Source organism: Dactylosporangium darangshiense (genome assembly GCF_039537565.1).
GTDB classification, from domain to species: domain Bacteria; phylum Actinomycetota; class Actinomycetes; order Mycobacteriales; family Micromonosporaceae; genus Dactylosporangium; species Dactylosporangium darangshiense.
Genome location: NZ_BAABAT010000003.1, coordinates 527,747 through 553,475, shown reverse-complemented (window position 1 = coordinate 553,475; position 25,729 = coordinate 527,747). Strand labels below are relative to the sequence as shown.

Below are 25,729 nucleotides of genomic sequence, written 5' to 3'. Positions count from 1 at the left end.
GGAGCCGAACCGGTGAGGAGATCCAGAATGTTTGCCGAATTGTGACCTAGGGCGTGGCGGGGGAACCTGGAGGCGTGAGCGAACTGATCGATCTGGGCGAATCACACGGGCGGCTGGACGGCGACGACGTCCTGGAATGGCCGGCGTCCAGACCGGCCGGCGGCCGGCAGTGGCCGCTCGTGGCGGTGCTGACGCTGGTCGTGCTGTTCGCCACCGGGTCACGCCCGCAGGCCGGCATCGACGACCTGGGGGTGCTCGCCGATCGGGCGTCGGCGTTCGTCGCCGACCGCGGCGCCCTCTACGCGCTGCGCGAGTCGCCGTCGCTCACCGCGTTCGACTGGGCGACCGGCCGGACGATGTGGAGCCGCTCGACGCCGGGCGGGAGCGGGCAGGTGTACCTCGCCGCCGACCGCGCCTACCTGCGCCACCGCCCGTGCACCCAGACGGTCGGCTGGAGCCTGGAGCGGCTCGACCCCGCGACCGGGCAGGCCCGCTGGAACCGCTCCGGCGCGCCGATCGCCGTCGTCGCGGGGCCGCCGGGCGCGCCGCCGGGGCTGCTCACCGTCGACGACCGCGGCGCCGTGTGCCCGCCGGTCGTGCCGCCCCGCAACGCCGTGCCGTCGCCGGTGCACCTGGCCGGGCTCGACGCCGAGACCGGCGAGATCCGCTGGGCGTTCGACCTGCCCGGCGGGGCACGCCTGGTGGCGCCCGACTCGCCCGGCGGCGCATGGTTCGCGGTGTGGTACCCGGGCGGGCGCGCCGAGATCCGCTCCACGCTCACCGGCGCGGTCAACGTCGCCGCCGACCTCGACGAGCTCGCCGGCACGCCGCCGACGAGCGTGCGGATCGTCGGCGACCTGCTCGTCATCGTGGCGGCGCGCACCGACGGGGCGCTGATCACGGCGTACCACCGCGACGGCCTGCGCTACCGGTGGCACCGGCTCTTCTCGTCCACCGACCAGGCCCCGATCGCCGAGATCGCCTACGGGCCCGTCGTCGTCGCGTGCGGGCCCATGGTGTGCGTGCCCAACTGGCGCGACCTGGCGGTGCTCGACCCGGTCACCGGCGAGCAGGCGTGGCGCCGGCCGCTGCAGCTCGACGCCGCCGGGCCCGGGGTGCTGGTGGCCCGCGACCGCGACGACTTCACCCACGTGCGGATCGTGGACTGGCACACCGGCGCCGACCGGGCCGACCTGGCCGGCTGGGCGATCGTGCCGACGGCCAGCACCGGCACCGACGACGACGATCTCGGCACCGCACAGGTGCCCGCCGCGATCCTCCAGCGCCCCGACGGCGACGGGTCCCGGCTGGTCCGCATCGACCTGCGCACCGGGGCGGTCACGTCGCTGGGCCGGGTGGCGCCGATCCCCGCCCGCTGCTCGGTGCGCCACCAGCGCCTGTCCTGCCTGGCCGGCGGCGACACGGTCCACCTGTGGCGGTTGCCCGGGTAGCTACATTGGCTCCACAGGCCTTTCACGGGGACTTCACGCCCCCTGCACCAGACTGGCCCGGATCGGCGGAGGTGAAGGGCGTGCGCGTGCTGGTGATCGAGGACGAGGCGAATCTCGCCGACGCGATCGTCCGGGGGTTACGGCGGCAGGGCATGGCCGTCGACGTCGCCTACGACGGGACCAGCGGGCACGAGATGGCGATGGTGACCCGCTACGACGTGGTCGTCCTCGACCGGGACCTGCCGGGCGTGCACGGCGACGAGATCTGCGCGGACCTGGTCGCCTCCGGCGCGCTGACCCGGGTGCTGATGCTCACCGCCAGCGGCAGCGTCGCCGACCGGGTCGAGGGGCTGCAGATCGGCGCCGACGACTACCTGCCGAAGCCGTTCGCGTTCGACGAGCTCGTCGCCCGGGTGCAGGCCCTCGGCCGGCGGGCCACGCCGGCCGCGCCGCCGGTGCTCACCATCGCCGACCTGGTCCTGGACCAGGCCAAGCGGGTCGCCACCCGGGGCGGGCAGCCGCTGGACCTGACCCGCAAGGAGTTCGGGCTGCTCGAGGAGCTGCTCAAGGCCCGCGGCGCCGTCGTGTCCAGCGAGGAGCTCCTGGAACGGGTCTGGGACGCCAACGCCGACCCGTTCACCACCACCGTGCGGGTGACGATGATGACGCTGCGCAAGAAGCTCGGCGACCCGGCGCTCATCGAGACCGTCGTCGGCGCCGGGTACCGCACCAGGCAGCCGCAATGACCGTCTACGACGCCCGCCGCGCCGCCGTGTTCCGCCCCACGCTGCGGCTGCGGCTCACCATGCTCAACGGCATCCTGCTCGTCGGCGCCGGCCTGGTGCTGGTGGTGCTCGCGTACCTGCTCGTCGACGGCGCGCTCAAGCCCGCCGACCAGCTGCAGCCCGGCACCCGGGTGGTGCTGGAGAACGGCACCGAGGTCGACGCGCACACCTGGCAGACCGAGCTCGTCGACGCCGCCGAGTGGGAGCTGCTCACCCGCGGCAGCCTGGCGCTGCTGCTCATCGGCGCCGTCGGGGTCGCCGGCGCCTACGTGGTCGCCGGCCGGTCGCTGCGGCCGCTGCAGCGGGTCACCACCACGGCGCAGCGGCTCTCCGGTGAGTCTCTCGACGCCCGCATCAACTACGACGGCGCCGACGACGAGGTCGCGGAGCTGGCCAAGACGTTCGACGCGATGCTGGACCGCATCGCCTCGGCGTTCGAGACACAGAAACGCTTCGTCGCCAACGCCTCCCACGAGCTGCGCACGCCGCTGGCGGTGATGCGCACCGAGGTCGACGTGACCCTCGACGACCCGGACGCCGACACGGAGGAGTACCGGCGGATGGCCACCGTCGTTCGCGACGCCTCGATGCGGGCCAACGCGCTCGTCGAGTCGCTGCTGCTGCTGGCCCGCACCGAGGCGCAGGCCGGCCGCCGCCTCGGCCGCAAGGTCAGCACCGACCTGGCCACCGGGGTCAGCGGCGCGCTGTCGGCGATGGGCAAGGAGGTCAAGCGGCTCAACCTCGACGTGAGCACCGACCTGGCGCCCGCCCTCGTCGTCGGCGACCCGGGCCTGCTGGAGCGCCTCGCCGGCAACCTCATCGAGAACGCGGTGCGGTACAACCACCTGGCCGGGCGGATCTGGGTGCGCACCGGCACCGACGACACCCTCGCCTGGCTCGTGGTCGGCAACACCGGCTTCGAGGTCGAGCCGTCGGATCTGCCCGCCCTGTTCGAACCCTTCCGGCGCGGCGGGCGGGAACGCACCGGCGCCCGCGGCACGGGCCTCGGGCTGTCGATCGTGCGGGCGGTGTGCGAGGCGCACGGCGGCGGGGTCAGCGCGGCCGCCCTCGACGGCGGGGGCCTCGAGGTGACGGTGTCGCTGCCCGCCGCGGCCGTGACACCCGTGCTGTCCGGCACGGCATCCGTCCGTCAGGCCGCCCGGTAGCGTGTGATCGCCTCGCCGACGGGCCGCTACGCCACGTCGGCGCCCGCCTCGCCGCCCGCCTGCGCCCCGGCGACGTGCTGGCCCGCGTCGGCGGTGACGAGCTCGTGGTCCTGCGGCCGGGCATCGGCCCGGCCGGCGACCCGGCGGCGCCGTTCCAGCGGCTGCACGTGGCCGTCGCCGAGCCGTTCGAGGTCCACGGGCACGAGGCGATGGACGCCGTCAAGAACGGCACCGGCCCCGACCGGCCCGGCCGCCATCGCGCCCGGGCGCGCCCGCACCGTGAGCGACGCGCGCACCGCGCCGCCCTGCACGAACTCGATGTTCAGCGCCATCCGACCCCCTCGGACATGTCTACCGCCCCCGTCGCGCCTGCGCACCGTAGTCATCGTGGACGGCCGCACCCGAACGGTTCCTTACTCGGCGTAGAGTGATCCCCCCTCTACGCACCGTGGAATCCGCTCGCAACGGCCGCTTCACTATGGTCTATATCACACAGGGTGATGGGACCGCTTGATACGTCAGGTTACCGACGGTCACGGGCGCAAGCATCGCCGGGGGTTTTTGCCCCATGCGGCGAAACCGGGCGGACGGCTACCGCGGCGGGCCCGGCACCCCTAGGTTCTTCGGGCATGGCCGTGAGCGACGAGGTGGCGCCGGACGAGTGGGAGTGCCGCGTGTTCCTCGCCGTCGTCGAGCACCGCCAGCACACCAAGGCCGCCGAGGCGCTGTCCCCGGCCCGCCCGCGCCACCTGCGCGACCGCCCCTACGCCCGGCAGCTGGTCGGCAAGACCATCCGGCGCATCGAGCGCTGGTGCGGCGAGCCGCTGTTCGAGGGCGACCGGGGCCAGCTGCGCCTGACCGCCCGCGGCCGCGAGTTCGAGCGGGCCGCGCGCGGGGTCGTCGGCGAGTACGAGCTGATGCGGGGCTTCGTGCTCGACGAGGGCCTGCCCCGCCTGGCCTGCCTGCCGCACCACGCCCTGTTCGTCGCGCCCGCGCAGGCCCGGCTGCGGGAGCGCTTCGGCCGCCAGCGCATCGCCGTGGACTACCTGCCGCCGGACCAGCTGCGGATGCGCCACCACACCCCGGGCCTCGGCCGCCACGCCCTGCTCGTCGGCCCGCCGCGCCCGCCGGAGGGCACCCGCTCGGCCCCGCTCTACACGGCGCGCTTGGAGGCGATGGTCCCGGCGGCACACTTCGGCGCCGCGCGGCTCACGGTCGTGGAGCTGCGGCAGCGGTACCGCCCGGTGCTGCACCTGCCGGGCGTCCCCGACGACCGGCTCGCCGCGTGGGGCCTGGACCGCGCCGCACCGACCCTCGGCGACCCGGCGACGGCGGTGCTGCGCCTGCGCCACGAGGCCAGCGGCGCACAGTGGGACGGCCGCGTCCTCGTCGTGCCGTCGGACGTGGCCCTGGCCTTCAAGCCGGGCATGGAGTTCGGCGGCCGGCGCGCCGACCGCTTCCGGTGGGTGCCCGTGGTCGCGGCCGGCGACGGCGGAGCCGCGCTGACCCACGAGGTGCGCCTGAGCGTGCGGCCGAGCCTGGACGACGAGGCGGTGGAGGCGGCGGCGACCGCGCTGCAGGCGGCGGCCCGCGCCCTGCCGGCCCTGTCGGGCGGCGACCCCTGACCGGGGCTAGGCGCCGCGGCCGCGGACCAGCGGCAGGAAGATCTCGTCGACGATCTCGACCAGGGTCTCGTCGGGGACCGTCGGGGTGCCGCGCATCGCGTACTCGCCGCGCAGCAACGTCAGCGGAGCGGCGGCGACTCGCGGGTGCACCGCCGACGCTGGGGCCTCGCCGCGCTCGGTCGCTCGGGTCAGCATCGTCAGCCAGGCCGCGTCCATTGCGGACGTTCCCGAGCGCTCGCGCAGCAGCGTGAGCAGCTGCGGGTCGTCGGCCGCGGCGGCCAGCAGGTCGCGCAGCACGGCGCCGTGCGGGGAGGACCACGTGGCGTTCGCCGCGCGGAGCATCGCCAGGGCGTCGCCGCGCAGGGTGCCGGTGTCCGGGGACGGGAGTCGCTCGGCCGAGAGGTGGCGGTACGCGGCGATGCCGAGCGCGGCGCGGTGCGGCCAGCGGCGGTAGATGGCGTTCTTGTTCGTGCCGGCGCGCTGCGCCACGCGGTCCATGGTCATGCCCGCGTACCCGGACTCGCGCAGTTCCTCGGCCGCGGCGCGCAGGATCGCGTGCTCCAGCTCCTCGCCCCGGCGTCGCGTCGTCATGGGTTGCAGGGTACTCGCCGTACCTTATAGGGTACTCGTCGTACCTTAGTGAGGGGAGTGGAGCGATGCGCGTCTGGGGCGTCACCTACGACACCGGGTTCGTCAGTGCCGGGTCGAGCACCCATGAGCCGTTCGATGCCGAGGCGGTGCGGCGCGACATGCGGGTCATCCGCGACGAGCTGCGCTGCGACGCGGTGCGGGTCACCGGTGGGGTGCAGGAGCGGCTCGAGACGGCCGCGCGGTTCGCCGCGGAGGCGGGGCTCGAGGTGTGGTACTGCCCGTTCACCAACGACCTGACCCGCGACGAACTGATGGCGTTCATCCTCGACGGGGCCGAGCGGGCGGAGCGGCTGCGCCTGGAGGGTGCGGCGGTGGTGTACCTGACCGGATCCGAGATCGGCATGTGCAACCACGGGTTCCTGCCCGGCGACGGGATCGTCGAGCGGATGGGGCTGCTCGGCGACCCGATGCGCATCCGGGCGGCGATTCCGGCGGCGCGCGCCGCGGTGCACGCGTTCCTGGCCGAGGCTGTGCCCGCCGTGCGGGAGCGCTTCGGCGGGCCGGTGAGCTACGCGTCGCTGCCGTTCGAGGCGGTCGACTGGGCGGCGTTCGACATCGTCGCCAACGACGCCGGGTACCGCGACGCGAGCAACGCCGCCGCGTTCCCGGAGTCGCTGCGGGCGATGGTGGGGCAGGGCAAGCCGTTCGCGGCGACCGAGTTCGGCTGCGCGACCCACCGCGGTGCGGGGGACGTCGCCGGGGGCGGGGAGCCCGTGGCGTACGACGAGCACGGCCGCGCCGCGAAGCTCACCGAGCCGCTGGAGCGCGACGAGGAGGGTCAGGCCCGCTACGTGGTGGACCTGCTGCGCGACTACGAGGCCGGCGGCGCGGACGCGGCGTTCGTGTACACGTTCGCCTCCCGGCACCTGCCCGCCTCCGACGACCCGGACCGCGACTTCGACCTCGCCAGCCGCGGCATCGTGAAGGTGCTGCCGGACGGCACGTGGGTCCCGAAGGCCGCCTTCCACGCCCTCGCCGAGTACGGCCGATCCCGCGTCAACCAAGGTTGACGACGCCATGCTTGTCAACTACGGTTGACAGCATGTTGACGGTGACCTCGGCCGATGGCACGACCATCGCCTACCGCCGCCTCGGCGACGCCGGGCCGGCGGTGATCCTGGTGCACGGCGGCGGCCAGTCGGGCCGGCATCTGGAGGCGCTCGCCGCGATCCTGGCCGCGGACGGCTTCACCGCGTACGTCCCGGACCGGCGCGGGCGGGGCGGCAGCGGGCCGGCGGGCGCCGGCTACGGCATCGCGACCGAGCGTGCCGACCTGGCCGCGCTCATGGCGGCCACCGGCGCCGGGCTGCTGTTCGGGATGAGCTCCGGCGGGCTGATCGTCCTCGACGCGGCGCGGCACCTGCCGGGCGTGCGCGCGGTCGCGGTGTACGAGCCGCCGCTGTCCGTCGGCGGGTCGACGCCGCTGGGGTGGGTGGGCCGCTACGAGCGGGAGCTGGCCGCGGGCGATCCGGCCGGGGCGGCGGTGACGGCGATGCGCGGGACGCGGACCGGCGGGCCGCTGCTGCGCCTCGTGCCGCGGTGGCTGTTGCGGCGGGCGCTCTCGGCGGCGCTGGGCGCGGCCTCGGCCCCGGCCGACATGCGCGCGGCCTCGGCCCCGGCCGACGTGCGCGCGGCCTCGGCGCCGGACGCGATGGGCGCGCGGCCGGGGCGACGCCGGCTGCTGCGGGTGGTGCTGTGGCCGCTGCGCCGCCTTGACCGTCGCCGCTCGCCGGCCGCGGTGACGCCCGCCACGGGGGCGCCCGCCGCGGTGACGCCCGCCGCGGGGGCGGCGGGCGCGGGCGCGGTGACGGCGGGCGCGGGGGCGGGGGAGCGGGCCGCGGCGTTGCGGGAGTTGGCGGCGACGATGGGGCTCGACGCGCGCCTCGTCGCGGACAGTGAGGGGACGCTCGAGGACTACCGCGATCTCGCGACGCCGGTGCTGTTGCTCGGTGGGGGACGCAGCCCGCGGTACCTGCGGCGGACCCTGCGCCGCCTGGCCGCGGTGCTGCCGGACGCCACGCTCACGGTGCGGCGCCGTGCCGGGCACGACGTGCCCACGGACACGAGCGAGCTACGGGAGTTCTTTCAGAGGCGCTCGAAGTAGTCCCGCGCGGCCGCGACGCCGCCGCCGTCGCCCAGGGCGACCATCAGGGCGGCGCGGGCCTTGCCGGCCGGCAGGCCGCGAGCGCCGATCGCGCCGACGGTGCCGGCCAGGCCGGTGCCGAGCGGCAGGGCGTCGAGGGCGACGGGGCGGGCGCGGGCGCGCGAGGCGACGACGACGGGGATGTCCCACTCGACGAGGTCGCTGATCGCGGCCAGCAGCGAGGCGGGCACGTTGTACAGGCCGGTGCCCTCCAGGACCACGCCGCGCGTGCCGGCGTCGGCGAGGGCGGTGAGCAGCGTGCCGTCGATGCCCGGGTACGTGCGCACCAGCGCCACCTCCGTCTCCGGCTCGCCGTGCGGGCGGGGCGGGCGCGGGGGCGGCGCGGCGAGGAGCTCGACGCCGATGTCGCCGAGGTGGCCGAGCGTCGGGTGCGGCGCCGACGAGAGGCCGGTCGCGGAGGTGGCGTCGGCGAGGGTGACCCAGCGGGCGGCGTGCAGCTCGCCGCCGAGGCAGGCGACCGCGCCCGCGCCGGCGAGCGCGGGGTCGGCGGCGGCGGCGATCGCCGCGGCGAGGTTGCCGGGGCCGTCGCTGCCCGGGTCGTCGAGGGCCCGCACGGCGCCGGTGATCACGATCGGGGCCCGCGCGTCCGGGCCGGCCATCAGGTCGGCCAGGCAGGCGGTGTCCTCGAGGGTGTCGAGGCCGTGCGTGACGACGACGCCGTCGAAGCCGTCGGCGGCGAGGGCGCGGCGAGACAGGGCGGCCATGGTGCCGGGCGTGATGTCCCAGCCGGGCTCGGTCATGACGTCCTCGACGGTGACGTCGGCGGCGAGCCGGCCGGGCGGGATCGCCGCGAGGAGCTCGGCGCCGGTGGCGATGCCGGCGGGCCGTCGCCGGTACGCGATCACGTCCTTCGTCGCCAGCAGCAGCACCCTGGGCGTCATGGGCGCCGCTCCAGCCGCTCGACGCGGGCGGTCAGGTCGGCGAGCGCGGTCATGATCTTCTCTGCTGCGGCGGCCATGTCGGGGGTGGGCGCGGCGGCCGGGCGGGTGGCCTGCAGGTGCACGAACCCGGCGAGGGCGGCCGCCACCGCGCGGCGGGTGAGGCGCAGCTCGGCGCCGAGGGAGCGCAGGACCTGGCCGCCGGCGCCGTCGGGCTCGGCGACCAGGCCGAGCAGCAGGTGCTCGCAGCCGACGTAGTTGTGGCCGAGCGCGGTGGCCTCGGTGACGGCGAGCTCGAGTGCGCCGGCGGCGGCGACGCTGAAGCGCCGGTCGGTCGCGCCCGCGCCGTCCTCGGCCAGGGAGCGGGCGGCGAGGTCCTGCGCGACGCGGGCCGGCTCGATCTCGATCGCGCGGAGCACCTGCAGCGCGAGGTTGCCGCCCTCCGCGACGAGGCCGCCGAGGAGATGCCCGGTGCCCACCGTGTCCGACGCCGTCGCCGCGGCCTGCTCGGCCGCCAGGCGGAGCGTCGTGCGGGCGCGCTGGGTGAAGTTGGGCAGGCCGGCGGCGAGCGCCGCGTCGTCGAGGTCGCCGAGGACGGTCTCGCGGATCGCGGTGACCCGGCGCACGGCCTGCTCGAGGGCGCGCTGGCAGACGGCGGAGACGGGGACGCCGGCCTCGCGAACGGCGTCGGCGAGCTCGTCCGGGAGGTACACGTTGATTTTCGGCATACCCCCTGTATACCCCCGATGGGGTTACACCACCAGCCCCGTGGCGAGCAGGTGTGCGCTCGCGGCGATCAGTGCGGGTTCGGCGCTGTAGACGCGGGCGAGCTGCAGCGCGCCGGCGTAGACGGTGTCCGCCAGGGGACCGTTCGCGGCGGCCTCCGCTGCGGTCCAGGCCGGACCCTCGACGCCGTGCACGGTGACGTCGCGCAGGCCGGCGGCGGCGCACTCGCCGGCGAGCTCGTCGGCGCGGTGGAAGTACGCGTGGGTGAAGCCGATGCGCGGGTCGTTGCGGCCGTCGGTGAGCAGGGTTCGCGCCTCGTCGGTCATCCGCTGGTCGAGGCGGCCGGTGGCGGCGAAGTCGAGCGGGCCGGCGAAGCGGGAGATCGCCGCGGCGATGACCCGGCCGCCGGGGCGGGTGACCCGGGCCGCCTCGGCGAGGGCCTTGATGCGGTCGTCGCGGTGCACCAGGTGGTACAGCGGGCCGAGCAGCAGCGTCGCGTCGTGGACGCCGTCGGCGTCGGGCAGGGCGCGGGCGTCGGCGACCTCGGCCTCGACGGCGGGCTGCCCGGCGCGGGCCTGGACGACGTGGGCCGGCACCAGGTCGAGGAGCCGCACCCGGTAGCCGGCGCCGGCCAGCTCGCGGGCGTAGTCGCCGGGGCCGCCGCCGACGTCGAGGATCCGGGCGCCCGGCGGCGGGAGCAGCTCCTGCAGCAGCTCGATCGTCCGCTCCCGCTCCAGCCGGGCCTGCGGCCGGCGGGTGAGCCGTTCGTCCTCGCGGTATCGGGTCGTGTAGTACTCGACGATCTCGTTCGACTCGTGATCCACGCGTCGATTGTCGTCAACCGATCGGGGCGCCGTGTGCCCGCATGAACGGCAGTGGGTCGATGGCGTTGCCCGGTGTGGTCGGCGGGGTGTTCACGTGGACCTCGAAGTGCAGGTGCGGCGCGGAGGAGTTGCCGGAGCTGCCGACGTAGCCGATGATCTGGCCCGCGGCGACGGACTGGCCGGGCTGGACGGTGCCGCGGCGGACCATGTGGCAGTACATGGTGGAGATGCCGCCGGCGTGCTGGATCTTCACGTACCAGCCGCAGCCGCCGACCGAGGCGCTGCCGGTCTGGTCGCAGCTGTGCCCGGCCTCGATGTTGCACACGACCTCGACGACGGTGCCCGCCGCGGCGGCGCGGATCGGGGTGCCGACGAAGCTCATGATGTCGACGCCGACGTGGTTGGGGTTGGTGGCGGTGCGGAAGCCGGGGCGGGCGCGGAAGCCGGGCAGCGGGCTCACCCAGCGGCCGGCCTCGGTGCCGGGCGCGGCGGCCGGCGCTGCGGGCGGGGCGGAGGTGGCGGCGGCCGGCGCCGCGGGCGCGGCGGAAGTGGCGGCCGGTGCCCCTGGCGGTGCGGGGGTGGTGGCGCAGGCGGGCGGGGTGGCGCCGCGGTTGACGTAGGCGTCGGAGACGAAGGCGCCGCTGTCGAGGCGGTCCCACTGGTCGGTGGTGCGCATCGTGCCGGCGATCCGCTCGCCGCGCTGCTGGCACGTGATCGACAGCGCCGTGCCGTTGGGCAGGGCACCGAGGAGGGCGCCGGTGCGGCCGGGGCCGCCGCGGGTCTTCAGCGGGATCGAGCCGGACGCCACGGCGCCCGCGGTGGCCGGGGTCGCGTGGGCCGCCTGGGCCGTCGCCGGTGCACATTGCGGCAGCGGTACCCCCTGAGCCCGCCGCACCCACGCATCGCTCACGTAGGTCCCGTCGCCGAGCCGGTCCCAGCGGTCGGTGACGCGGACCGGGCCCTGGTCGATGAGCTGGCCCTTGACCTGGCACTCGATGGTGACGGCGGCGCCGTCGGGCAGGGTGCGCAGCGACGTGGTCCACGCGGCGGCGCCGGCCCGCACGTTCAGCGGGCGCCCGGGCGACACGACCGTGGCGGTGGCGGCGGCGTGTGCGCTGACCGGGGGTACCAATGCGGCCAGAAAACCGGCGACGACGAAGAGCGTTTTGCGCATGGTGGACCCCCGGTACGAGTGATTGGTGGGCTCGGCCCGGGGGGACCGCGAACCCCGGCAACGCTAGGCGCCGCCGGGGTCCGTGATCCGGGAAATCAGCCTGTTGTCACTCTTTCGGGGTGTTTGACGCCCATTTGGCCCTGCGGAGTGGGTTGGGTGTTTGGCCCTGAAAAGGGCGCTGAGGTGCTCGGCGCGCCCTCGGCCCTGACGAGGGCGTCGGGCGCGTGGGCGCCCGGCGCGCCGTCGGCCCGGGGGCGTCGGGCGCGCCGTCGGCCCGGGGGCGTCGGGCGCGCCGTCGGCCCGGGGGCGTCGGGCGCGCCGAGCCGCGTCGTCAGCCGCGCGGGGCGTTTGCGGCGCCGTCGGGCAGGAAGCGCGCCCCGGTGACCCGCTCGGAGATGCCCTCGCGGTCCAGGTACGGGGTGACGCCGCCCAGGTGGAACGGCCAGCCGGCGCCGAGGATCATGCACAGGTCGATGTCGCGGGCGTCGGCGACGACGCCCTCGTCGAGCATGAGCCGGATCTCGCGGGCCAGGGCGTCGGTGGCCTGGGTGCGCAGCTGCTCGGCGGTCGACGGGTTGTCGCCGACCTCGAGCAGGGCGAGCACCTCGGGGTCGGGGTTGCCCTCGGCGTCGGTGAAGCCGCGCTTGCCGGCGCCGACGACGCGGCCGAGGTTGGCCGAGACGCCGAAGCGGTCCGGGAACGCGTGGTGCAGCGTCTCGGCCACGTGGTGCGCGACGGCGGGGCCGACCATGCTGAGCAGCGCCATCGGGCGCATCGGCAGGCCGAGCGGGTCGAGGGCGGAGTCGGCGACGCCGATCGGGGTGCCCTCGTCGACGGCGGCGGTGACGACGCCGAGGAAGCGGGTCAGCAGCCGGTTGACGACGAACGCCGGTGCGTCCTTCACCAGCACCGAGGACTTCTTCAGCGCCTTGCCGACGGCGAAGGCGGTGGCGAGGGTGGCGTCGTCGGTGTGCTCGGCGCGCACGATCTCCAGCAGCGGCATCATCGCGACCGGGTTGAAGAAGTGCAGCCCGACGACCCGCTCGGGGTGGGCGAGGTCGGCGGCCTGCTCGCCGACCGACAGCGACGAGGTGTTGGTGGCCAGGACGCAGTCGTCGCGCACGATCGACTCGACCTCGGCCCACACCTGCTTCTTGACCTTGAGGTCCTCGAAGACGGCCTCGAGGACGAGGTCGGCGTCGGCGAACGCGGCCTTGTCGACGGAGCCGCCGACGAGGCCGCGGTACTTCGCCGCCTTCCCCGCGTCGAGGCGGCCCTTGGACACGAGCTTGTCGATCTCGGCGTGGACGTAGCCGACGCCCTTGTCCACGCGCTCCTGGTCGAGGTCGGTGAGCACGACCGGCACCTCGAGGCGGCGCACGAACAGCAGCGCCAGCTGCGAGGCCATGAGCCCGGCGCCGACGATGCCGACCTTGTTCACGTCGCGGGCCAGGGCCGCGTTGGGCGCGCCGGCGGGGCGCTTCGCCCGCCGCTGCACCAGGTCGAACGCGTAAAGGCTGGCGCGGGCCTGGTCGCCCATGATGAGGTCGGCGAGGGCCTCGTCCTCGGCGGCGGTGCCGTCCTCGAACGAGGCGTCCTTGGCCAGCGCCAGCAGCTCGAGGGCTTTGTTCGCGCTGTTGACGGCGCCGTGGAGGCGCTCGTCGAGCTGGCTTTTGGCGAAGTACAGCACGCCGTCCCACATGTCCCGGTCGACCTCGGGCCGGGTCACGGTGATCTCGCCGTCGACGACGCCCTCGGCCCACGCCAGGGAGCGCTCCAGGTAGTCGGCCGGCTCGAAGATCGCGTCGGCGATGCCGAGCTCGTGCGCCTGCGCCGGCTTGAGCTGCTTCTGGGTGAGGGGGTTCTGCAGGATGACCTGTGCGGCCGGGGCGATGCCGATGAGGTTGGGCAGCAGCTGGGTGCCGCCCCAGCCGGGCACGAGGCCGATGGCGACCTCGGGCAGGGCGAGCGCGGCGGCGCCGGAGGACACGGTGCGGTAGTGGCAGTGCAGCGCGACCTCGAGGCCGCCGCCCATGGCGGCGCCGTTGACGAAGGCGAAGGTGGGTACCGGCGAGTCCCGGAACTTCTTGAAGACCCGGTGGCCGTAGCGGCCGAGCTCGACGGCCTGCGCCCGGTCGGTGAGCAGCGGCATGCCGGTGATGTCGGCGCCGACGCAGAAGATGTAGGGCTTGCCGGTCAGGGCGATGAACTTCGGCGCCGCGGCGACGGCCTCGTCGATGGCCGCCTCGAGGCTGGCCAGGCCGCCGGGGCCGAACGAGTTGGGCTTGGTGTGGTCGAAGCCGTTGTCCAGCGTGATGAGTGCGGCCCGCTCGCGGCTGGGCAGGGTCACGAAGCGCAGCAGCGCCTTCGTCACGACCTCGTTCGGGTTCGACAGAACCGTGCTCACTTGCCGCCCTCCCAGTTCGGGTTCTCCCAGATGACCGACGCGCCCATGCCGATGCCGACGCACATGGCCGTCAGGCCGTAGCGCACGTCGGGCCGCTCGGCGAACTGCCGCGACAGCTGCGTCATGAGCCGCACGCCGGAGGAGGCGAGGGGGTGCCCGACGGCGATCGCACCGCCCCACGGGTTGACCCGCGGGTCGTCGTCGGCGATGCCGAAGTGGTCGAGGAACGCCAGGACCTGCACGGCGAAGGCCTCGTTGAGCTCGAACAGGCCGATGTCGTCGATGGTGAGCCCGGCCAGGCGCAGCGCCTTCTCGGTGGCCGGGACGGGGCCGAAGCCCATGACCTCGGGCTCGACGCCGACGAAGCCGTAGGAGACGAGGCGCATGCCGACCGGCAGGCCGAGCTCGCGGGCGACGTCCTCGGCGGCGATGATCGAGGCGGTGGCGCCGTCGTTGAGCCCGGCGGCGTTGCCGGCGGTGACCCGGCCGTGCGGGCGGAACGGCGTCTTGAGCGTGGCGAGCTTCTCGAGGCTGGTCTGGCGGGGCGCCTCGTCGACGGTGGCCAGGCCCCAGCCGGCCTCGGGGTCGCGGGTGGCGACGCTGACGAGGTCGGGCTGCAGCTTGCCGGCGGCGTACGCGGCGGCGGTGCGGACCTGCGAGGCGTAGCCGAACCGGTCGGCGCGCTCCTTGGTGACGGCGGGCAGGCGGTCGTGCAGGTTCTCCGCGGTGGAGCCCATGACGAGCGCGGAGGGGTCGACGAGCTTCTCGGCGAGGATGCGCGGGTTGGGGTCGACGCCCTCGCCCATCGGGTGGCGGCCCATGTGCTCGACGCCGCCGGCGATGGCCACGTCGTAGGCGCCGAACGCGATGCCGCCGGCGACGGTGGTCACCGCGGTCAGCGCGCCCGCGCACATCCGGTCGATCGCGTAACCGGGCACGGTCTTGGGCAGCCCGGCCAGCAGGGCGGCGGTGCGCCCGATGGTCAGGCCCTGGTCGCCGGTCTGCGTGGTCGCGGCGATGGCGACCTCGTCGACGCGCTCCGGCGGCAGCTGCGGGTTGCGGCGCAGCAGCTCGCGGATGCAGCGGATGACGAGGTCGTCCGCGCGGGTGTTGGCATACATCCCACCGGCCTTGCCGAACGGGGTGCGCACGCCGTCGACGAAGACGACGTCGCGGACTGCACGGGGCACGGGTGTCCTCCTAGCAACGGGTTACCGACGATGTTACTCGCCAGTAGGTCGTGCCGGGCTGTGAACCCTTTCACGCGGTATCCCGGATCGGCGTGTCGGCGCGCGCGTGCCGTGCGCGAGCGCGCCGACGCTCGTCGTCAGGGAATCTTCAGCGCATTCGTGAGTCCGGGCGTCACCAGGGCGACCTGCCATGGGCGCGCACCGTAGCCGGCCAGCACCGCCGCGACTGACTCCTCGCCGAGGTCCTCGGGCGGGGACCAGGCCAGGCGGCGTACCGAATCCGGGGTTATCAGGTTCTCCGGCGGCAGCTGGTGCGCGCCGGCGAGGCCGGTGACCAGCTCCCGGCACCGGGCCAGGCGCGCGGCCGCGACCGGGTCGCGCTCGGCCCACCGGTGCGGCGGGGGCGGGCCCTCCGACGGCGGAGTGGTCGGCAGGTCCTTCTCGCCGAGCGCCCGGGCGTCCGACAGCGCGCTCAGCCACGTCGGGGCGAGCCGGCGCACCGACCGCCCGCCGAACCCGGCCAGGGCCAGCAGGGTGCGCTCGTCGCGGGGGTCGGCCTCGGCGGCGGCGATGATGGCCGCGTCGGCGAGGACCCGGCCGGGGCTCGCGTCGCGGCGCTGGGCGATCTCGTCGCGGGCCGTCCACAGCGCCCGGACGCGGGCCAGGGCGCGGGCGCCGCGCACCCGGTGGATGCCGGACGTGCGCCGCCACGGGTCGGCGCGCACCCGCGGCGGGTCGCCGGCGGAGGCGACGAGCGCCGCGAACTCCTGCGCCGCCCAGTCCGTCTTGCCCTGCTTGGCCAGCTCCTCGGCGAGGGTGTCGCGCAGCTGCAGCAGCAGCTCGACGTCCAGCGCCGCATACGTCAGCCAGGACGAGGGCAGCGGACGCGTCGACCAGTCGGCCGCGGAGTGGTGTTTCTCCAGGGTGTACCCGAGCAGCGACTCCGTCAGCGCCGCGAGCCCGACCCGCTCGAACCCGCACAGCCGGGCCGCGAGCTCGGTGTCGAACAGATGGGTGGGCCGCAGCCCGAGCTCGGTCAGGCACGGCAGGTCCTGGCTGGCGGCGTGCAGGATCCATTCCGCCGGCGAGATGACCTCGTCGAGCTCCGGCAGCTGGCCGAACGGCAGGGGGTCGATGAGCACGGTGCCGGCGCCGGCGCGGCGCAGCTGCACCAGGTAGGCCCGGTGCGTGTACCGGTAGCCGGACGCCCGCTCGGCGTCGACGGCCACGGGCCCGGTGCCCTGGGCGAACCGTTCGACGGCGCGCTCCAGCTCGACCCGGTCGGCGATCGGCTCGGGGGTCCCGTCGCGGGGGGCGGTCAGCAGGACGGGCTCTTTCTGTGTGTCCGGTTTACCCGGACTGTCTGGCTCCTCGTCCCGACGCCGCGTGGGGGGTTCGTCGGTCACGCGACAACCGTACGTTGCGCCATAGGTCCCTTGGTGCAGCCGGTCCGGCGCGTCGGCGTTCTTGCGATCTCCGTCTCTCCTTTTCCGGCCTTGGCCGCTCGGTTCCGTCGCCTACCCCGTCGATCTTGCCTGCCCGCCCGGACGGCCTGTTGTGCGGGGGTTGTGAAAGGGGACGGACAGATGGGCGTGGTTGCCGGTACGGTGCGCTGGCGCGGCCGGTCAGGTTGTGTACACACCCAGCCTCGGAGGTCGCGGGGCTTGTGCACGCCGTCTAGGGTGAGGGCCGACCGCGGTATCGCCGGACGACCACCGTCGAGGTGCACGTGTCCGGGCTAAACGGGTGGAACCGTGACAGGAAGGAAACGAGAAGCATGACGGCCGGGTATGACCCCTCCAACCCGGTGGCTTCCGGCAGTTCCGACGCACACGACCGTCCGCGTCACGCGGCGGCCAACGGCGACGACTCGGAACGACTCGGTCCACTTCCTCCTCGGATGACCTCCACCGGCTCCTTCGCCCCGGTCACCGGTTCCGTGCCGACCCAGGCGGTGCCGGCCCAGCCGGTGCCCGCCCAGCCGGTCTCCGGCCAGCAGCCCGCGATGCCGGCCCAGCCGACCAGTTCGTGGCCCGTGTCGGCGCCGGTGACGCCCCCGCCGCCGCACAGCGTGCCGCCGGTGCCGGTCGCGACCCGCCGCAGCCCGCTCGGCGCGGTCGCCCTCGTCCTGGCGATCCTGCTGCTCATCGTCGTCGGCGTGCAGGCGGCGTTCATCGTCAACCTGGAGCAGCGCGCCGACAAGGCCGACGCCGCGGCGAAGAACGCGCAGGCCGGCGACGCGTCGCGGCTGAAGTCCCTGGAGGACCGCGCCGACAAGCTCGAGCAGAAGACCGGTGGCAGCCTCGACGCCGCCGAGGTCTCCGCGACCGTGCGGCCCAGCGTGTTCCGGGTGTCGACGAAGTACGCCACCGGGACCGGCTTCGCCCTCGGCAAGGCCCCGTCCGGCGGCGGCACCGACCTCGTCACCAACTACCACGTCGTCGCCGACGCCTACGAGCGCGGCGAGAAGGACGTCAGCCTCGAGCGCACCGACCAGCGCTACCCGGGCAAGATCGTCGAGGTGCACCCCGACAAGGACCTGGCGGTGCTGCACACCGACGAGGAGTTCCCGCGCCTCGCCGCCGCTGCGGGCCCGCCGAAGGTCGGCGAGCCGGTCCTCGTCATCGGCTCCCCGCTCGGCCTGGAGGACACCGTCACCACGGGCGTCGTGAGCGCCTTCCGCACCCTCAGCGGCGAGTCGCTCATGCAGTTCGACGCGGCCATCAACCCGGGCAACTCCGGCGGCCCGGTGTTCAACGCGAAGAAGGAGGTGGTGGGCGTGGCCACCCTCAAGGCCCAGCAGGCCGAGGGCATCGGCCTGGCGATCCCGATCTCTGTGGTGTGCGACACCATCCCAACGGTCTGTTGACCCTGCATCCTCGGTGACCCTGTAAGCCTGCCGACCCCGCGATCCCCGGCGAGCGCCACGAGCGCCCCCGACCCGACGGTTCGCGCACCTGCCTTCCCGGTCCACGGCCGGGCGCTCCGCAACGCCGGCGCACATCCCGGACGCGCCGGTCGCACGACTCCCGTCGGGGCGCTGCCCGGCGGGACCACCAGGAGGAAGAGACCATGACGTACCCCGGCAGCCCCCAGGGCAACCCGAACGACCCATACGGCTATCCCGACCCGAACGCGGCGGCCGGCGCGTACCCGCCGCCGCCCGCCCAGCCCCCCGCCGCCGGCTACCCGGCCGCGCCGTTCGGCGAGCAGCCGCCCGCCCAGCCCGGCTACGCGCCGCCGGCGCAGCCCGCCTACGGGGCACCCGCCCCGGCCTACGGTGAGCCTGCACCGCAGTACGGCCAGCCGGTCCCGCCGCAGCCGCAGCCCGTCCACGACCAGGGCACCACCCAGCTGCCCACCTACGGCGAGGCGCCCTACGGCCTCGACCCGTCGGTGTCGGCGCCGCCGACCGCGCCGATGCAGCAGCCGGCCCCGCCGATGTCCGCGCCGCCCATGTCGGGGCCGCCGATGTCGGGCCCGCCGACCGCCTACGGCCCGGTGTCGGCCCCGCCGATCGTCGGCTTCCCCGGCCAGCCGGTCGGCTACCCGATGGCGGAGCCGCCGAAGAAGCGCGGCGTCGCCGTGCCGCTGCTGGCGAGCCTGCTCGCCGTCGCGGTCATCGCCGCCGGCGTGTTCGTCGGCCTGTGGGTCGACAAGTCCAACAAGCTCGACTCGTCGGAGGCGCGCTCGAACGAGCGCCAGGTCGCCCTCGACAAGTCCAACAAGGACCTCGAGCAGACCCGCACCGACCTCAAGGCCAAGACCGACGAGCTGACGAAGGCCCAGCAGGACCTGCGCGGCACCCAGGCCGACAGCACCGAGGCCAAGCGCCAGCGCGACGTCATCGGCACCTGCCTGCGGCTGCTGCTCGAGGCCTCCCAGGCCGCCAGCAACGGGGACAAGACCACCACCCAGAACAAGCTCAACGAGGCCGACAAGCCGTGCTCCGAGGCGCAGCTGCTCATCCAGTGAGCTGACACAGAGCGCTGATCGCGCACCGCGACGGGGCCCAGGCATCGCGCCGGGCCCCGTTTCGCATGCTCAGGCGGTGTGGACGAGCTCGACCAGGCGGGTCAGGACGTCGGGGTCGGTCTCCGGCATCACCCCGTGGCCGAGGTTGAAGATGTGGCCGGGCGCCTTCGCACCCTCCGCGAGGACGCGGCGCGCCTCCTGCTCGACGACCTCCCACGGTGCGAGCAGCACGCACGGGTCGAGGTTGCCCTGCAGGACCCGCCCCGGCACCCGCGACGCGGCCACGTCCAGGGGCGTGCGCCAGTCGACGCCGACGACGTCGGCGCCGGCCTCGGCCATGGCGGGCAGCAGCTCAGCGGTACCGACGCCGAAATGGATCTTCGGAACGCCGCCCGTGACCCCTTCGAGGACCGCCCGCGAGTGCGGCAGGACGTAGCGGCGGTAGTCGGCCTCCGACAGGGCACCCGCCCACGAGTCGAACAGCTGGATCGCGTCCACGCCGGCGTCGACCTGCACCTGCAGGAACGTGCGGGTGATCCCGGCGAGGCGCTCGCACAGGGCGTGCCACACGTCCGGCGCGCCGTACATCAGCGCCTTCGTCTTCGCGTGGTGCCGCGACGGCCCGCCCTCGACGAGGTAGCTGGCCAGGGTGAACGGGGCGCCGGCGAACCCGATGAGCGCCGTGGCGCCGAGCTCGGCCAGCAGCAGCCGGATCGCGTCGGCGACGAACCCGACCTCGCCGGGCTCCAGCGCCCGGATCGCCTCGACGTCGGCCATCGCCCGCACGGGGGCGGCGACGACGGGGCCCGTGCCGGCGACGATGTCCAGGTCGACGCCGGCGGCCTGCAGCGGTACCACGATGTCGCTGTACAGGATCGCGGCGTCGACATGGTGACGGCGCACCGGTTGCAGGGTGATCTCGCAGACGAGGTCGGGCCGCCGGCAGGACTCGAGCATGCCGACGCCCGCGCGCAGCTCACGGTACTCGGGCAGGGAACGGCCCGCCTGGCGCATGAACCAGACCGGGGCGTGCGGCAGGACGTCGCCGCGGGCAGCGCGCAGCAGAAGCTTCGTGTCGTTCATAGCGAGCCCATCGTTTCACTCGGTGTGCACCGGCGGCGCGGCGGCACCCCATGCGCACGTTTCGGATTTAGTCTTCCGTTATGGCGCCATCGACCGCGACTCCGCCCACGTTCACCCGGGCGGTCCAGGAGCTGCGCGCCGTGACCACCCGGCCGGAGATCACGCTCGAGGAGGTCCCGGCGCCGCAGCGGCTGGCACCGTTCGCCCACGCGATCGGCGGCACCGTCCTGCGCCACGGCGACGAGGTGGCCACCGGCCGGCTCATCCTGCTGCACGACCCCGCCGGGCACGACGCCTGGGACGGCACGATGCGCCTGGTGACCTACGTGACCGCGGAGCTGGAGGCCGAGCTGGCCACCGACCCGCTGCTGCCCGGCGTCGGCTGGAGCTGGCTCGTCGACGCCCTCGACGGCCACCACGCCGCCTACACGGCGATCGGCGGCACCGTCACCCAGACCATGTCGACCCGCTTCGGCGACCTCGCCGGCCCGCCCGCCGCCGCCGACCTCGAGATCCGCGCCTCGTGGACCCCGACCGACGACGACATGCAGGCCCACGTCCACGCCTGGTGCGCCCTGCTCGCCTCGACCGCCGGCCTGCCGCCGCCGGGCGTCACCGCCCTGCACGTGTGACACCGGTCAGGGCTGCTCGGCCGCGTAGTACGCCCGGACCCGCGTGGCGCGCCCCTCGGCGTCGAGCTCGACCACGTCGGTGACGAGGTTGCCGTTCTCCCGCCGGTACAGCAGCGCGTAGCCGCCGGGCCCGGACAGCAGCGCCACCTCCGTGAACCGCAGCCCCGGCGCCATCGCCAGCCCCTTCGCGAAATGCTCCCGCAGCTCGGCCCGGCCGGTCAGGCGCCCGTCGGGCCGCCCGAACCGGCGCACCACCGTCGGCGCCGCGAAGTCCACGTCCTCGGCGTAGCAGTCGAGGATCGCGTCGAGGTCGTGCGCGTTCCACGCCACCAGCCACCGCCGGGCGTGCTCACGGTGGTCCATGCTCACGGCAGGTTCGACACCAGGTCGGCGAACTCGCGGCGGCGGCCCGTGTAGAACGGCACCTCCTCGCGCACGTGCCGGCGGGCCCGGGACGCGCGCAGCTCCCGCATCAGGTCCACGATGCGGTGCAGCTCGTCGGCCTCGAACGCCAGCATCCACTCGTAGTCGCCCAGCGCGAAGCTGGCCACCGTGTTGGCGCGCACGTCCGGGAACGTGCGGGCCATCTGCCCGTGCTCGGCCAGCATCGCGCGCCGGTCCTCGTCGGGCAGCAGGTACCACTCGTAGGAGCGCACAAACGGATACACGCACACCCACTCCCGGGCGTGCTCGTCGGCCAGGAACGCCGGGATGTGGCTCTTGTTGAACTCCGCCGGCCGGTGCAGCGCCATCTGCGACCACACCGGCGCCATCCGCTGCCCGACGCTGGTGCGGCGGAAGCCGTTGTACGCCTCCTGCAGCGCCTCGGCGCTCGGCGCGTGCCACCAGATCATCAGGTCGGCGTCGGCGCGCAGCCCGGCGACGTCATAGGTGCCGCGGACCACGACGTCCTTCGCGGCGAGGTCGGCGAGGAACGCGGTCGCCTGGGTCGCGTCGCGGCTGTCGGGCCCGTACGGCACGGCGAGCCGGAAGACCGACCACATCGTGTAGCGGATGGTGTCGTTCAGCTCGCGGATCCGTGTCGCGTTCGTGGTCGTCATGCGACCCATTGTCCTCGCCCGCCGTCCCGGGTCCGGCGTCCGGGGTTATGGCGTCCGGGGGCTATGCGGACAGGCGGGCCAGGACAGTGTCGGCGGCGGCCCGGCCGCTGGTGATGCACGCCGGGATGCCGACACCGTCGTACGCGGCACCCGCCACGGCGATCGGCGGATGCGCCGCCAGCGCCGCCCGCAGCGCCGCCACCCGGTCCGCATGATGCGGCGTGTACTGCGGCAGCGCACCACCCCACCGGTACACACCCCGGTCGAGCTCCTCCGGCAGCGCGTCCACGCCGATGAGCCGCGCCACCTCGGCCCGCACCACGCCGACGAGGGCGTCGTCGGTGCGCTGCAGCTGCGCCTCGTCGCCGTGCCGCCCGACCGACGCCCGCAGCAGCGTCACCCCGGGCCGCCGCAGGTGCGCCCACTTGCGGTCGAAGAACGTGACGGCCTTCACGGCCAGGCCCTCCGTCGCCGGGACCAGGAACCCGGACAGGTCCGGCACCTTCGTCGCCGGCAGCGCCAGCGCGACCAGCGCGACGGAGGCATACTCCAGCGGCACCGGATCGGCTCCCTCGACCCCCTCCAGGAGGCGCTGCGCGGGCCGTGCCGGCACCGCCAGGACCACCGCATCGGCGTCGAGCGCCGCCGCGTCGCGGGTCGACCCCAGCGTCAGCCGCCACCCCGCACCGTGGCGCCGCAGGGCGCGCACCGTCACGCCGCAGCGCACGTCCGGCAGCGCCGCCGCGACCGCGTCCACCAGGCGCGACATGCCGCCCTCGACGGTGCCGAAGACCGGGGCCCCAGGTGTACGCCGGGACGCCGCCACCGCCGCCCGGAGCGCCTCCGTCAGCGTGTGCGAACCCTCCGCCGCGCTCGCCAGCGCCGGCAGCGCCATCCGCAGCGACAGCCGGTCGGCGCGGCCCGCGTAGACGCCGCCCAGCAGCGGCTCCACGACCTGGTCGACGACCGCGTCGCCGCGTCGCGGGCGGACCAGCGCACCGACCGTCACGTCGGCGCCGGGCGCCAGGAGCGGGGATCGGGTGGGCTCATCGAGTACCGAATCCGGGGCTTGGATCGGAATGCCCATCAAGGTCCCGGCGGGCAGGTCCCGCAGGACCCCGTCCACCGCGACCGCCGCACGCGCCGCCGTCGGGTGCACGATGCTCGCCCCGAGCCCGACCTCCCCGGCCAGGCGCACCGCGGCGCTCGGACCGCCCTCCGGCGCACCCATCAGGAACGACTCCGCGCCCCGCTCCACCGGGCCGCCGGCCAGCACGCCGGTCGCCAGCTTCCCGCCGGGACGCTCACGCTGGTCGAGCAGGACCACCTCGACGTCCGGGCGGAGCGAGTGAAGGCGATGCGCCGCGGCCAGCCCGGCGATCCCGCCGCCGACGACCACGACGCGCTGTGTCATGCCGCCAAGTCTATTGTCGGCGTATGGGTGACGAGCGAGTGGCAGTGATCACCGGGGCGGCGCAGGGCATCGGGCGGCGCACCGCCGAGGTGCTCGCCGGGGAGGGGTACCTCCTGGCCGTCATGGACCGCCAGCCCGTTACCGGCCTCGACGCGCTCACGTTCGCCGGCGACGTGTCCGACGAGGCCGACGTCCAGCGGTTCGTCGCCGAGGTCGAGGCCCGCTACGGCCGCGCCGACGTCCTCGTCAACAACGCCGGCATCGCCGGCATCGCCCCCGCCGAGGAGACCACCGCCGCACAGTGGCGCCAGGTCATCGACGTCAACCTCACCGGCCCGTTCCTGCTCTGCCAGGCGTTCGGCCGGCGCATGCTGGCCCGCGGCACCGGCTCCATCGTCAACATCGCCTCCGTCGCCGGCCTCATGGGCGTCGCCGACCGGGTCGCGTACAACGCCAGCAAGCACGGGCTCATCGGCCTGACCCGCACCCTCGCCGTCGAATGGGGCGGCCGCGGCGTGCGCGTCAACGCCGTCTGCCCCGGCTGGGTCAAGACCGAGATGGACGACGCGTCCCAGGCCTCCGGCGCCTACGGCGACACCGACATCACCGACCACGTGCCGATGGCCCGCTTCGCCCAGCCCGGCGACATCGCACAGGCCGTCGCGTTCCTCGCCGACCCGTCGCGCAGCGGCTTCGTCAACGGCGCGGCCCTCTCCGTCGACGGCGGCTGGGCCGCCGACGGCTCCTGGCAGTCACTGCGCCTGTCAAGCCGTGCACGCGCCTGATCTGTATTCCTGCTCGCTGCGCTCGCGGTGGGGGAGCTCCGCTCCACCCACACCCCCTCCCGACCTGCGGCGGGGCGCTCGGTGACGAAAAGTCCTCGGTTGGCGTCAGCGGCGGGTGTACCTGTTGACGCACACCGGTGACGCAGGGTCCACGGTTTGCGTCGGCAGCGGGTGTACCGCCTGACGTTTCCTGCCAATGCAATTCGCCACTGCGTGCCGGCTTGCGTTTCCCGGCGACCACTCGCTCGTTGTTCCGGTGTGCGTCGATATGTCGGCGAGTAGGGTGATCGGGCGGGCCGCGATGTCCATCTGAGGGGCGAACCCCCCTGGAAGATCTCCGCGAAGGCGCGCACACTCTCGGGGATGAGCGACCTCGCGTCCTCCCGCCCCGTGCCCGACGAGCCGCCGGACCCGCGCCCCGGCGGCCCGAGCGACGTGTCCGGCCTCTTCCCGCGGGCCTCGGAGTTGTTCGTGCCGGCCGCGCGCGACCCCGTGGACGACGGCTTCGCCCTGAACCCCCTGGCCGAGGTGATCGCCGACCTGGCCGACCTGGGCCCGCGCCGCCACGACGACCCCCTGTCCGGCTCCGGCACCGCGCCTGCCGACTACGGCGACGACACCGGCCTCGCGGGCCTTTCCGGGTACTCCGACGAGCCCGGCTTCCAGGGTTTCGCCAGCGACGCCGGTCTATCGGGCTTCTCCGGTTCTTCCGGTTCCTCCGGTCCTTTCGGCGACGCCGGTTCTGCGGGTGACATGGGTGGGCCCGTCGCTTTCGGTGACGCAGTTGGGCCTGTCGCTTTCGGTGACACGGTTGGGCCCGTCGCTTTCGGTGACTCGGGTGCGCCTGTCGCTTTTGGTGATCTCGGTGGGCCCGTCGTTTTTGGTGACGACATCGAGCCGACCGCCCATACCATCGCCGCCATGCTGGAGAGCCCGTCGACACCGGCGGCCGAGCTCGCCGACGCCGTCGCCTGGTGCTACGACGACGCCGCGCTCCCATTGCTGCTGCCGTTGTCCCGCCACCCCGACGCCGGCGTACGCCGCTCGGTCGCCCAGGCCCTCCCCAGCGTCCTCGGCGATGCCGACCCCACCGACACCGTGCGCGCCCTGATCTTCCTCAGCGCCGACCCGGACGACGACGTGCGCGACTGGGCCTGCTTCGCCCTCGGCACCCAACTGTCCGAAGTGGACGACCCGGTGGTCCGCGACGCCCTCGCCAACCGCCTCGACGACCCGCACGACGACACCCGCTGCGAGGCCCTGCTGGGCCTGGCCCGCCGCCGCGACACCCGCGTCCTGCCCGTCCTGCACGAGCGCCTGTCCCGCGACAACGTGTTCTCCCTGGAGATCGACGCCGCCGGCGCCCTCGGCCACGCCTCGCTGCACACCCTGGTCCGCGGCCACCTGTCCGGCTGGGACGACGACGTCGTGGCCCGGGTGTGCGCCGCGCTGCGCCTGACCGACCCCGACGGCGTGGGCGACGACCTGCTGGACGGCCTGGCCGACTGGTTCCGCCAGGGCGCACCGCACGCCACCGACGAGGACCGGTACTGGTGGTCGGTGACGCTGCAGCTGCTCGAGCACGCCGAGTACCGCGCCCCGGAGATCGCCGAGCAGGTCCACCACCGCCTGGTGAACGCCGAGCCCGCGACGACACTGATGCTGGGTTCACGCCTGTCACAGCTGGCCGGCGACCACGGCTGGCCGCGCTGGCGCCCGTCGTACTGACGCGAGCGCA

General features: G+C 74.7%; 24 protein-coding genes. 12 read left to right on the top strand and 12 right to left on the bottom strand.

The genetic code is table 11. The annotated features are described in order from the left end of the window. Nucleotides 1-74: 74 nt before the first annotated feature. From ABD901_RS09265 to ABD901_RS09245, 5 genes are all read left to right on the top strand, one after another. Nucleotides 75-1,451 (top strand): outer membrane protein assembly factor BamB family protein, encoded by a 1,377-nt coding sequence (locus tag ABD901_RS09265; protein ID WP_345123336.1) that lies wholly within the window; start codon nt 75-77, stop codon nt 1,449-1,451. 80 nt (nt 1,452-1,531) lie between these two features. Then, nucleotides 1,532-2,197: a response regulator transcription factor gene (locus tag ABD901_RS09260; protein ID WP_345123334.1), complete on the top strand. Its 666-nt coding sequence runs from the start codon at nt 1,532-1,534 to the stop codon at nt 2,195-2,197. Further along, nucleotides 2,194-3,402, top strand: coding sequence for a sensor histidine kinase (locus ABD901_RS09255; RefSeq protein WP_345123332.1), 1,209 nt, complete (start codon nt 2,194-2,196; stop codon nt 3,400-3,402). The genes ABD901_RS09260 and ABD901_RS09255 overlap by 4 nt, the downstream gene beginning before the upstream one ends. 74 nt (nt 3,403-3,476) lie before the next feature. Further along, nucleotides 3,477-3,833 (top strand): hypothetical protein, encoded by a 357-nt coding sequence (locus ABD901_RS09250; protein WP_345123330.1) that lies wholly within the window; start codon nt 3,477-3,479, stop codon nt 3,831-3,833. Between the two features lie 198 nt (nt 3,834-4,031). Then, on the top strand, nt 4,032-5,027 hold the full coding sequence (locus ABD901_RS09245) for a LysR family transcriptional regulator (RefSeq protein WP_345123328.1): 996 nt from the start codon (nt 4,032-4,034) through the stop codon (nt 5,025-5,027). Between the two features lie 6 nt (nt 5,028-5,033). On the opposite strand, the gene ABD901_RS09240 is transcribed toward ABD901_RS09245, so the two are convergent. Beyond that, the gene (locus tag ABD901_RS09240) at nt 5,034-5,618 is read right to left on the bottom strand and encodes a TetR/AcrR family transcriptional regulator (RefSeq protein ID WP_345123326.1); all 585 of its coding nucleotides are present in this window, start codon (nt 5,616-5,618) and stop codon (nt 5,034-5,036) included. A gap of 65 nt (nt 5,619-5,683) precedes the next feature. Here ABD901_RS09240 and ABD901_RS09235 point away from each other — a divergent pair, with 65 nt between their 5' ends. Both ABD901_RS09235 and ABD901_RS09230 read left to right on the top strand, forming a co-directional pair. After that, nucleotides 5,684-6,688: a glycoside hydrolase family 113 protein gene (locus tag ABD901_RS09235; protein WP_345123323.1), complete on the top strand. Its 1,005-nt coding sequence runs from the start codon at nt 5,684-5,686 to the stop codon at nt 6,686-6,688. A 32-nt stretch (nt 6,689-6,720) separates the two neighbouring features. After that, on the top strand, nt 6,721-7,782 hold the full coding sequence (locus ABD901_RS09230) for an alpha/beta fold hydrolase (RefSeq protein ID WP_345123321.1): 1,062 nt from the start codon (nt 6,721-6,723) through the stop codon (nt 7,780-7,782). Here the strand turns inward: ABD901_RS09230 and ABD901_RS09225 are convergent. The 7 genes from ABD901_RS09225 to ABD901_RS09195 all read right to left on the bottom strand — a co-directional run bounded on the left by ABD901_RS09225 (nt 7,764) and on the right by ABD901_RS09195 (nt 16,447). Further along, nucleotides 7,764-8,723 (bottom strand): asparaginase, encoded by a 960-nt coding sequence (locus ABD901_RS09225; RefSeq protein WP_345123319.1) that lies wholly within the window; start codon nt 8,721-8,723, stop codon nt 7,764-7,766. The two genes, ABD901_RS09230 and ABD901_RS09225, sit on opposite strands and share 19 nt — an antisense overlap. Further along, nucleotides 8,720-9,448 (bottom strand): Clp protease N-terminal domain-containing protein, encoded by a 729-nt coding sequence (locus tag ABD901_RS09220; protein WP_345123317.1) that lies wholly within the window; start codon nt 9,446-9,448, stop codon nt 8,720-8,722. Before ABD901_RS09220 ends, ABD901_RS09225 begins: the two co-directional genes overlap by 4 nt. A gap of 24 nt (nt 9,449-9,472) precedes the next feature. Next, entirely contained in the window at nt 9,473-10,270 is a 798-nt protein-coding gene (locus ABD901_RS09215) for a class I SAM-dependent methyltransferase (RefSeq protein ID WP_345123313.1), read from the bottom strand. A gap of 13 nt (nt 10,271-10,283) precedes the next feature. Next, entirely contained in the window at nt 10,284-11,444 is a 1,161-nt protein-coding gene (locus tag ABD901_RS09210) for a peptidoglycan DD-metalloendopeptidase family protein (RefSeq protein WP_345123311.1), read from the bottom strand. A gap of 331 nt (nt 11,445-11,775) precedes the next feature. Then, the gene (locus ABD901_RS09205) at nt 11,776-13,851 is read right to left on the bottom strand and encodes a 3-hydroxyacyl-CoA dehydrogenase NAD-binding domain-containing protein (protein ID WP_345123309.1); all 2,076 of its coding nucleotides are present in this window, start codon (nt 13,849-13,851) and stop codon (nt 11,776-11,778) included. After that, nucleotides 13,848-15,041: a thiolase family protein gene (locus ABD901_RS09200; RefSeq protein WP_345123307.1), complete on the bottom strand. Its 1,194-nt coding sequence runs from the start codon at nt 15,039-15,041 to the stop codon at nt 13,848-13,850. Before ABD901_RS09200 ends, ABD901_RS09205 begins: the two co-directional genes overlap by 4 nt. Nucleotides 15,042-15,178: 137 nt before the next feature. Beyond that, the gene (locus ABD901_RS09195) at nt 15,179-16,447 is read right to left on the bottom strand and encodes an HRDC domain-containing protein (RefSeq protein ID WP_345123305.1); all 1,269 of its coding nucleotides are present in this window, start codon (nt 16,445-16,447) and stop codon (nt 15,179-15,181) included. A 494-nt stretch (nt 16,448-16,941) separates the two neighbouring features. Here ABD901_RS09195 and ABD901_RS09190 point away from each other — a divergent pair, with 494 nt between their 5' ends. Together ABD901_RS09190 and ABD901_RS09185 are read left to right on the top strand one after the other, a co-directional pair. Next, entirely contained in the window at nt 16,942-17,910 is a 969-nt protein-coding gene (locus ABD901_RS09190; protein ID WP_345123303.1) for a S1C family serine protease, read from the top strand. 203 nt (nt 17,911-18,113) lie between these two features. Next, complete coding sequence (locus tag ABD901_RS09185) at nt 18,114-19,016, top strand: hypothetical protein (RefSeq protein WP_345123301.1); 903 nt, start codon at nt 18,114-18,116, stop codon at nt 19,014-19,016. A gap of 69 nt (nt 19,017-19,085) precedes the next feature. Here ABD901_RS09185 and hemE read toward each other — a convergent pair whose 3' ends face one another. After that, nucleotides 19,086-20,099, bottom strand: coding sequence for a uroporphyrinogen decarboxylase (gene hemE, locus ABD901_RS09180; RefSeq protein WP_345123299.1), 1,014 nt, complete (start codon nt 20,097-20,099; stop codon nt 19,086-19,088). An 80-nt stretch (nt 20,100-20,179) separates the two neighbouring features. Here hemE and ABD901_RS09175 point away from each other — a divergent pair, with 80 nt between their 5' ends. Then, complete coding sequence (locus ABD901_RS09175; protein ID WP_345123297.1) at nt 20,180-20,731, top strand: DUF3000 domain-containing protein; 552 nt, start codon at nt 20,180-20,182, stop codon at nt 20,729-20,731. Nucleotides 20,732-20,737: 6 nt separating this feature from the next. Here the strand turns inward: ABD901_RS09175 and ABD901_RS09170 are convergent, their stop codons facing one another. From ABD901_RS09170 to hemG, 3 genes are all read right to left on the bottom strand, one after another. Further along, entirely contained in the window at nt 20,738-21,094 is a 357-nt protein-coding gene (locus tag ABD901_RS09170; RefSeq protein WP_345123294.1) for a nuclear transport factor 2 family protein, read from the bottom strand. A gap of 2 nt (nt 21,095-21,096) precedes the next feature. Next, entirely contained in the window at nt 21,097-21,792 is a 696-nt protein-coding gene (gene hemQ / locus ABD901_RS09165) for a hydrogen peroxide-dependent heme synthase (RefSeq protein WP_345123292.1), read from the bottom strand. Between the two features lie 61 nt (nt 21,793-21,853). Beyond that, nucleotides 21,854-23,206 (bottom strand): protoporphyrinogen oxidase, encoded by a 1,353-nt coding sequence (gene hemG / locus ABD901_RS09160; protein ID WP_345123290.1) that lies wholly within the window; start codon nt 23,204-23,206, stop codon nt 21,854-21,856. Between the two features lie 23 nt (nt 23,207-23,229). Between hemG and ABD901_RS09155 the strand changes: the two genes are divergently transcribed. Together ABD901_RS09155 and ABD901_RS09150 are read left to right on the top strand one after the other, a co-directional pair. Next, nucleotides 23,230-23,991 carry an SDR family NAD(P)-dependent oxidoreductase gene (locus tag ABD901_RS09155; protein ID WP_345123288.1) on the top strand — a complete coding sequence of 254 codons (762 nt, stop codon included), beginning with the start codon at nt 23,230-23,232 and terminating at the stop codon, nt 23,989-23,991. Nucleotides 23,992-24,354: 363 nt separating this feature from the next. After that, nucleotides 24,355-25,719: a HEAT repeat domain-containing protein gene (locus ABD901_RS09150; protein ID WP_345123285.1), complete on the top strand. Its 1,365-nt coding sequence runs from the start codon at nt 24,355-24,357 to the stop codon at nt 25,717-25,719. Nucleotides 25,720-25,729: the final 10 nt, after the last annotated feature.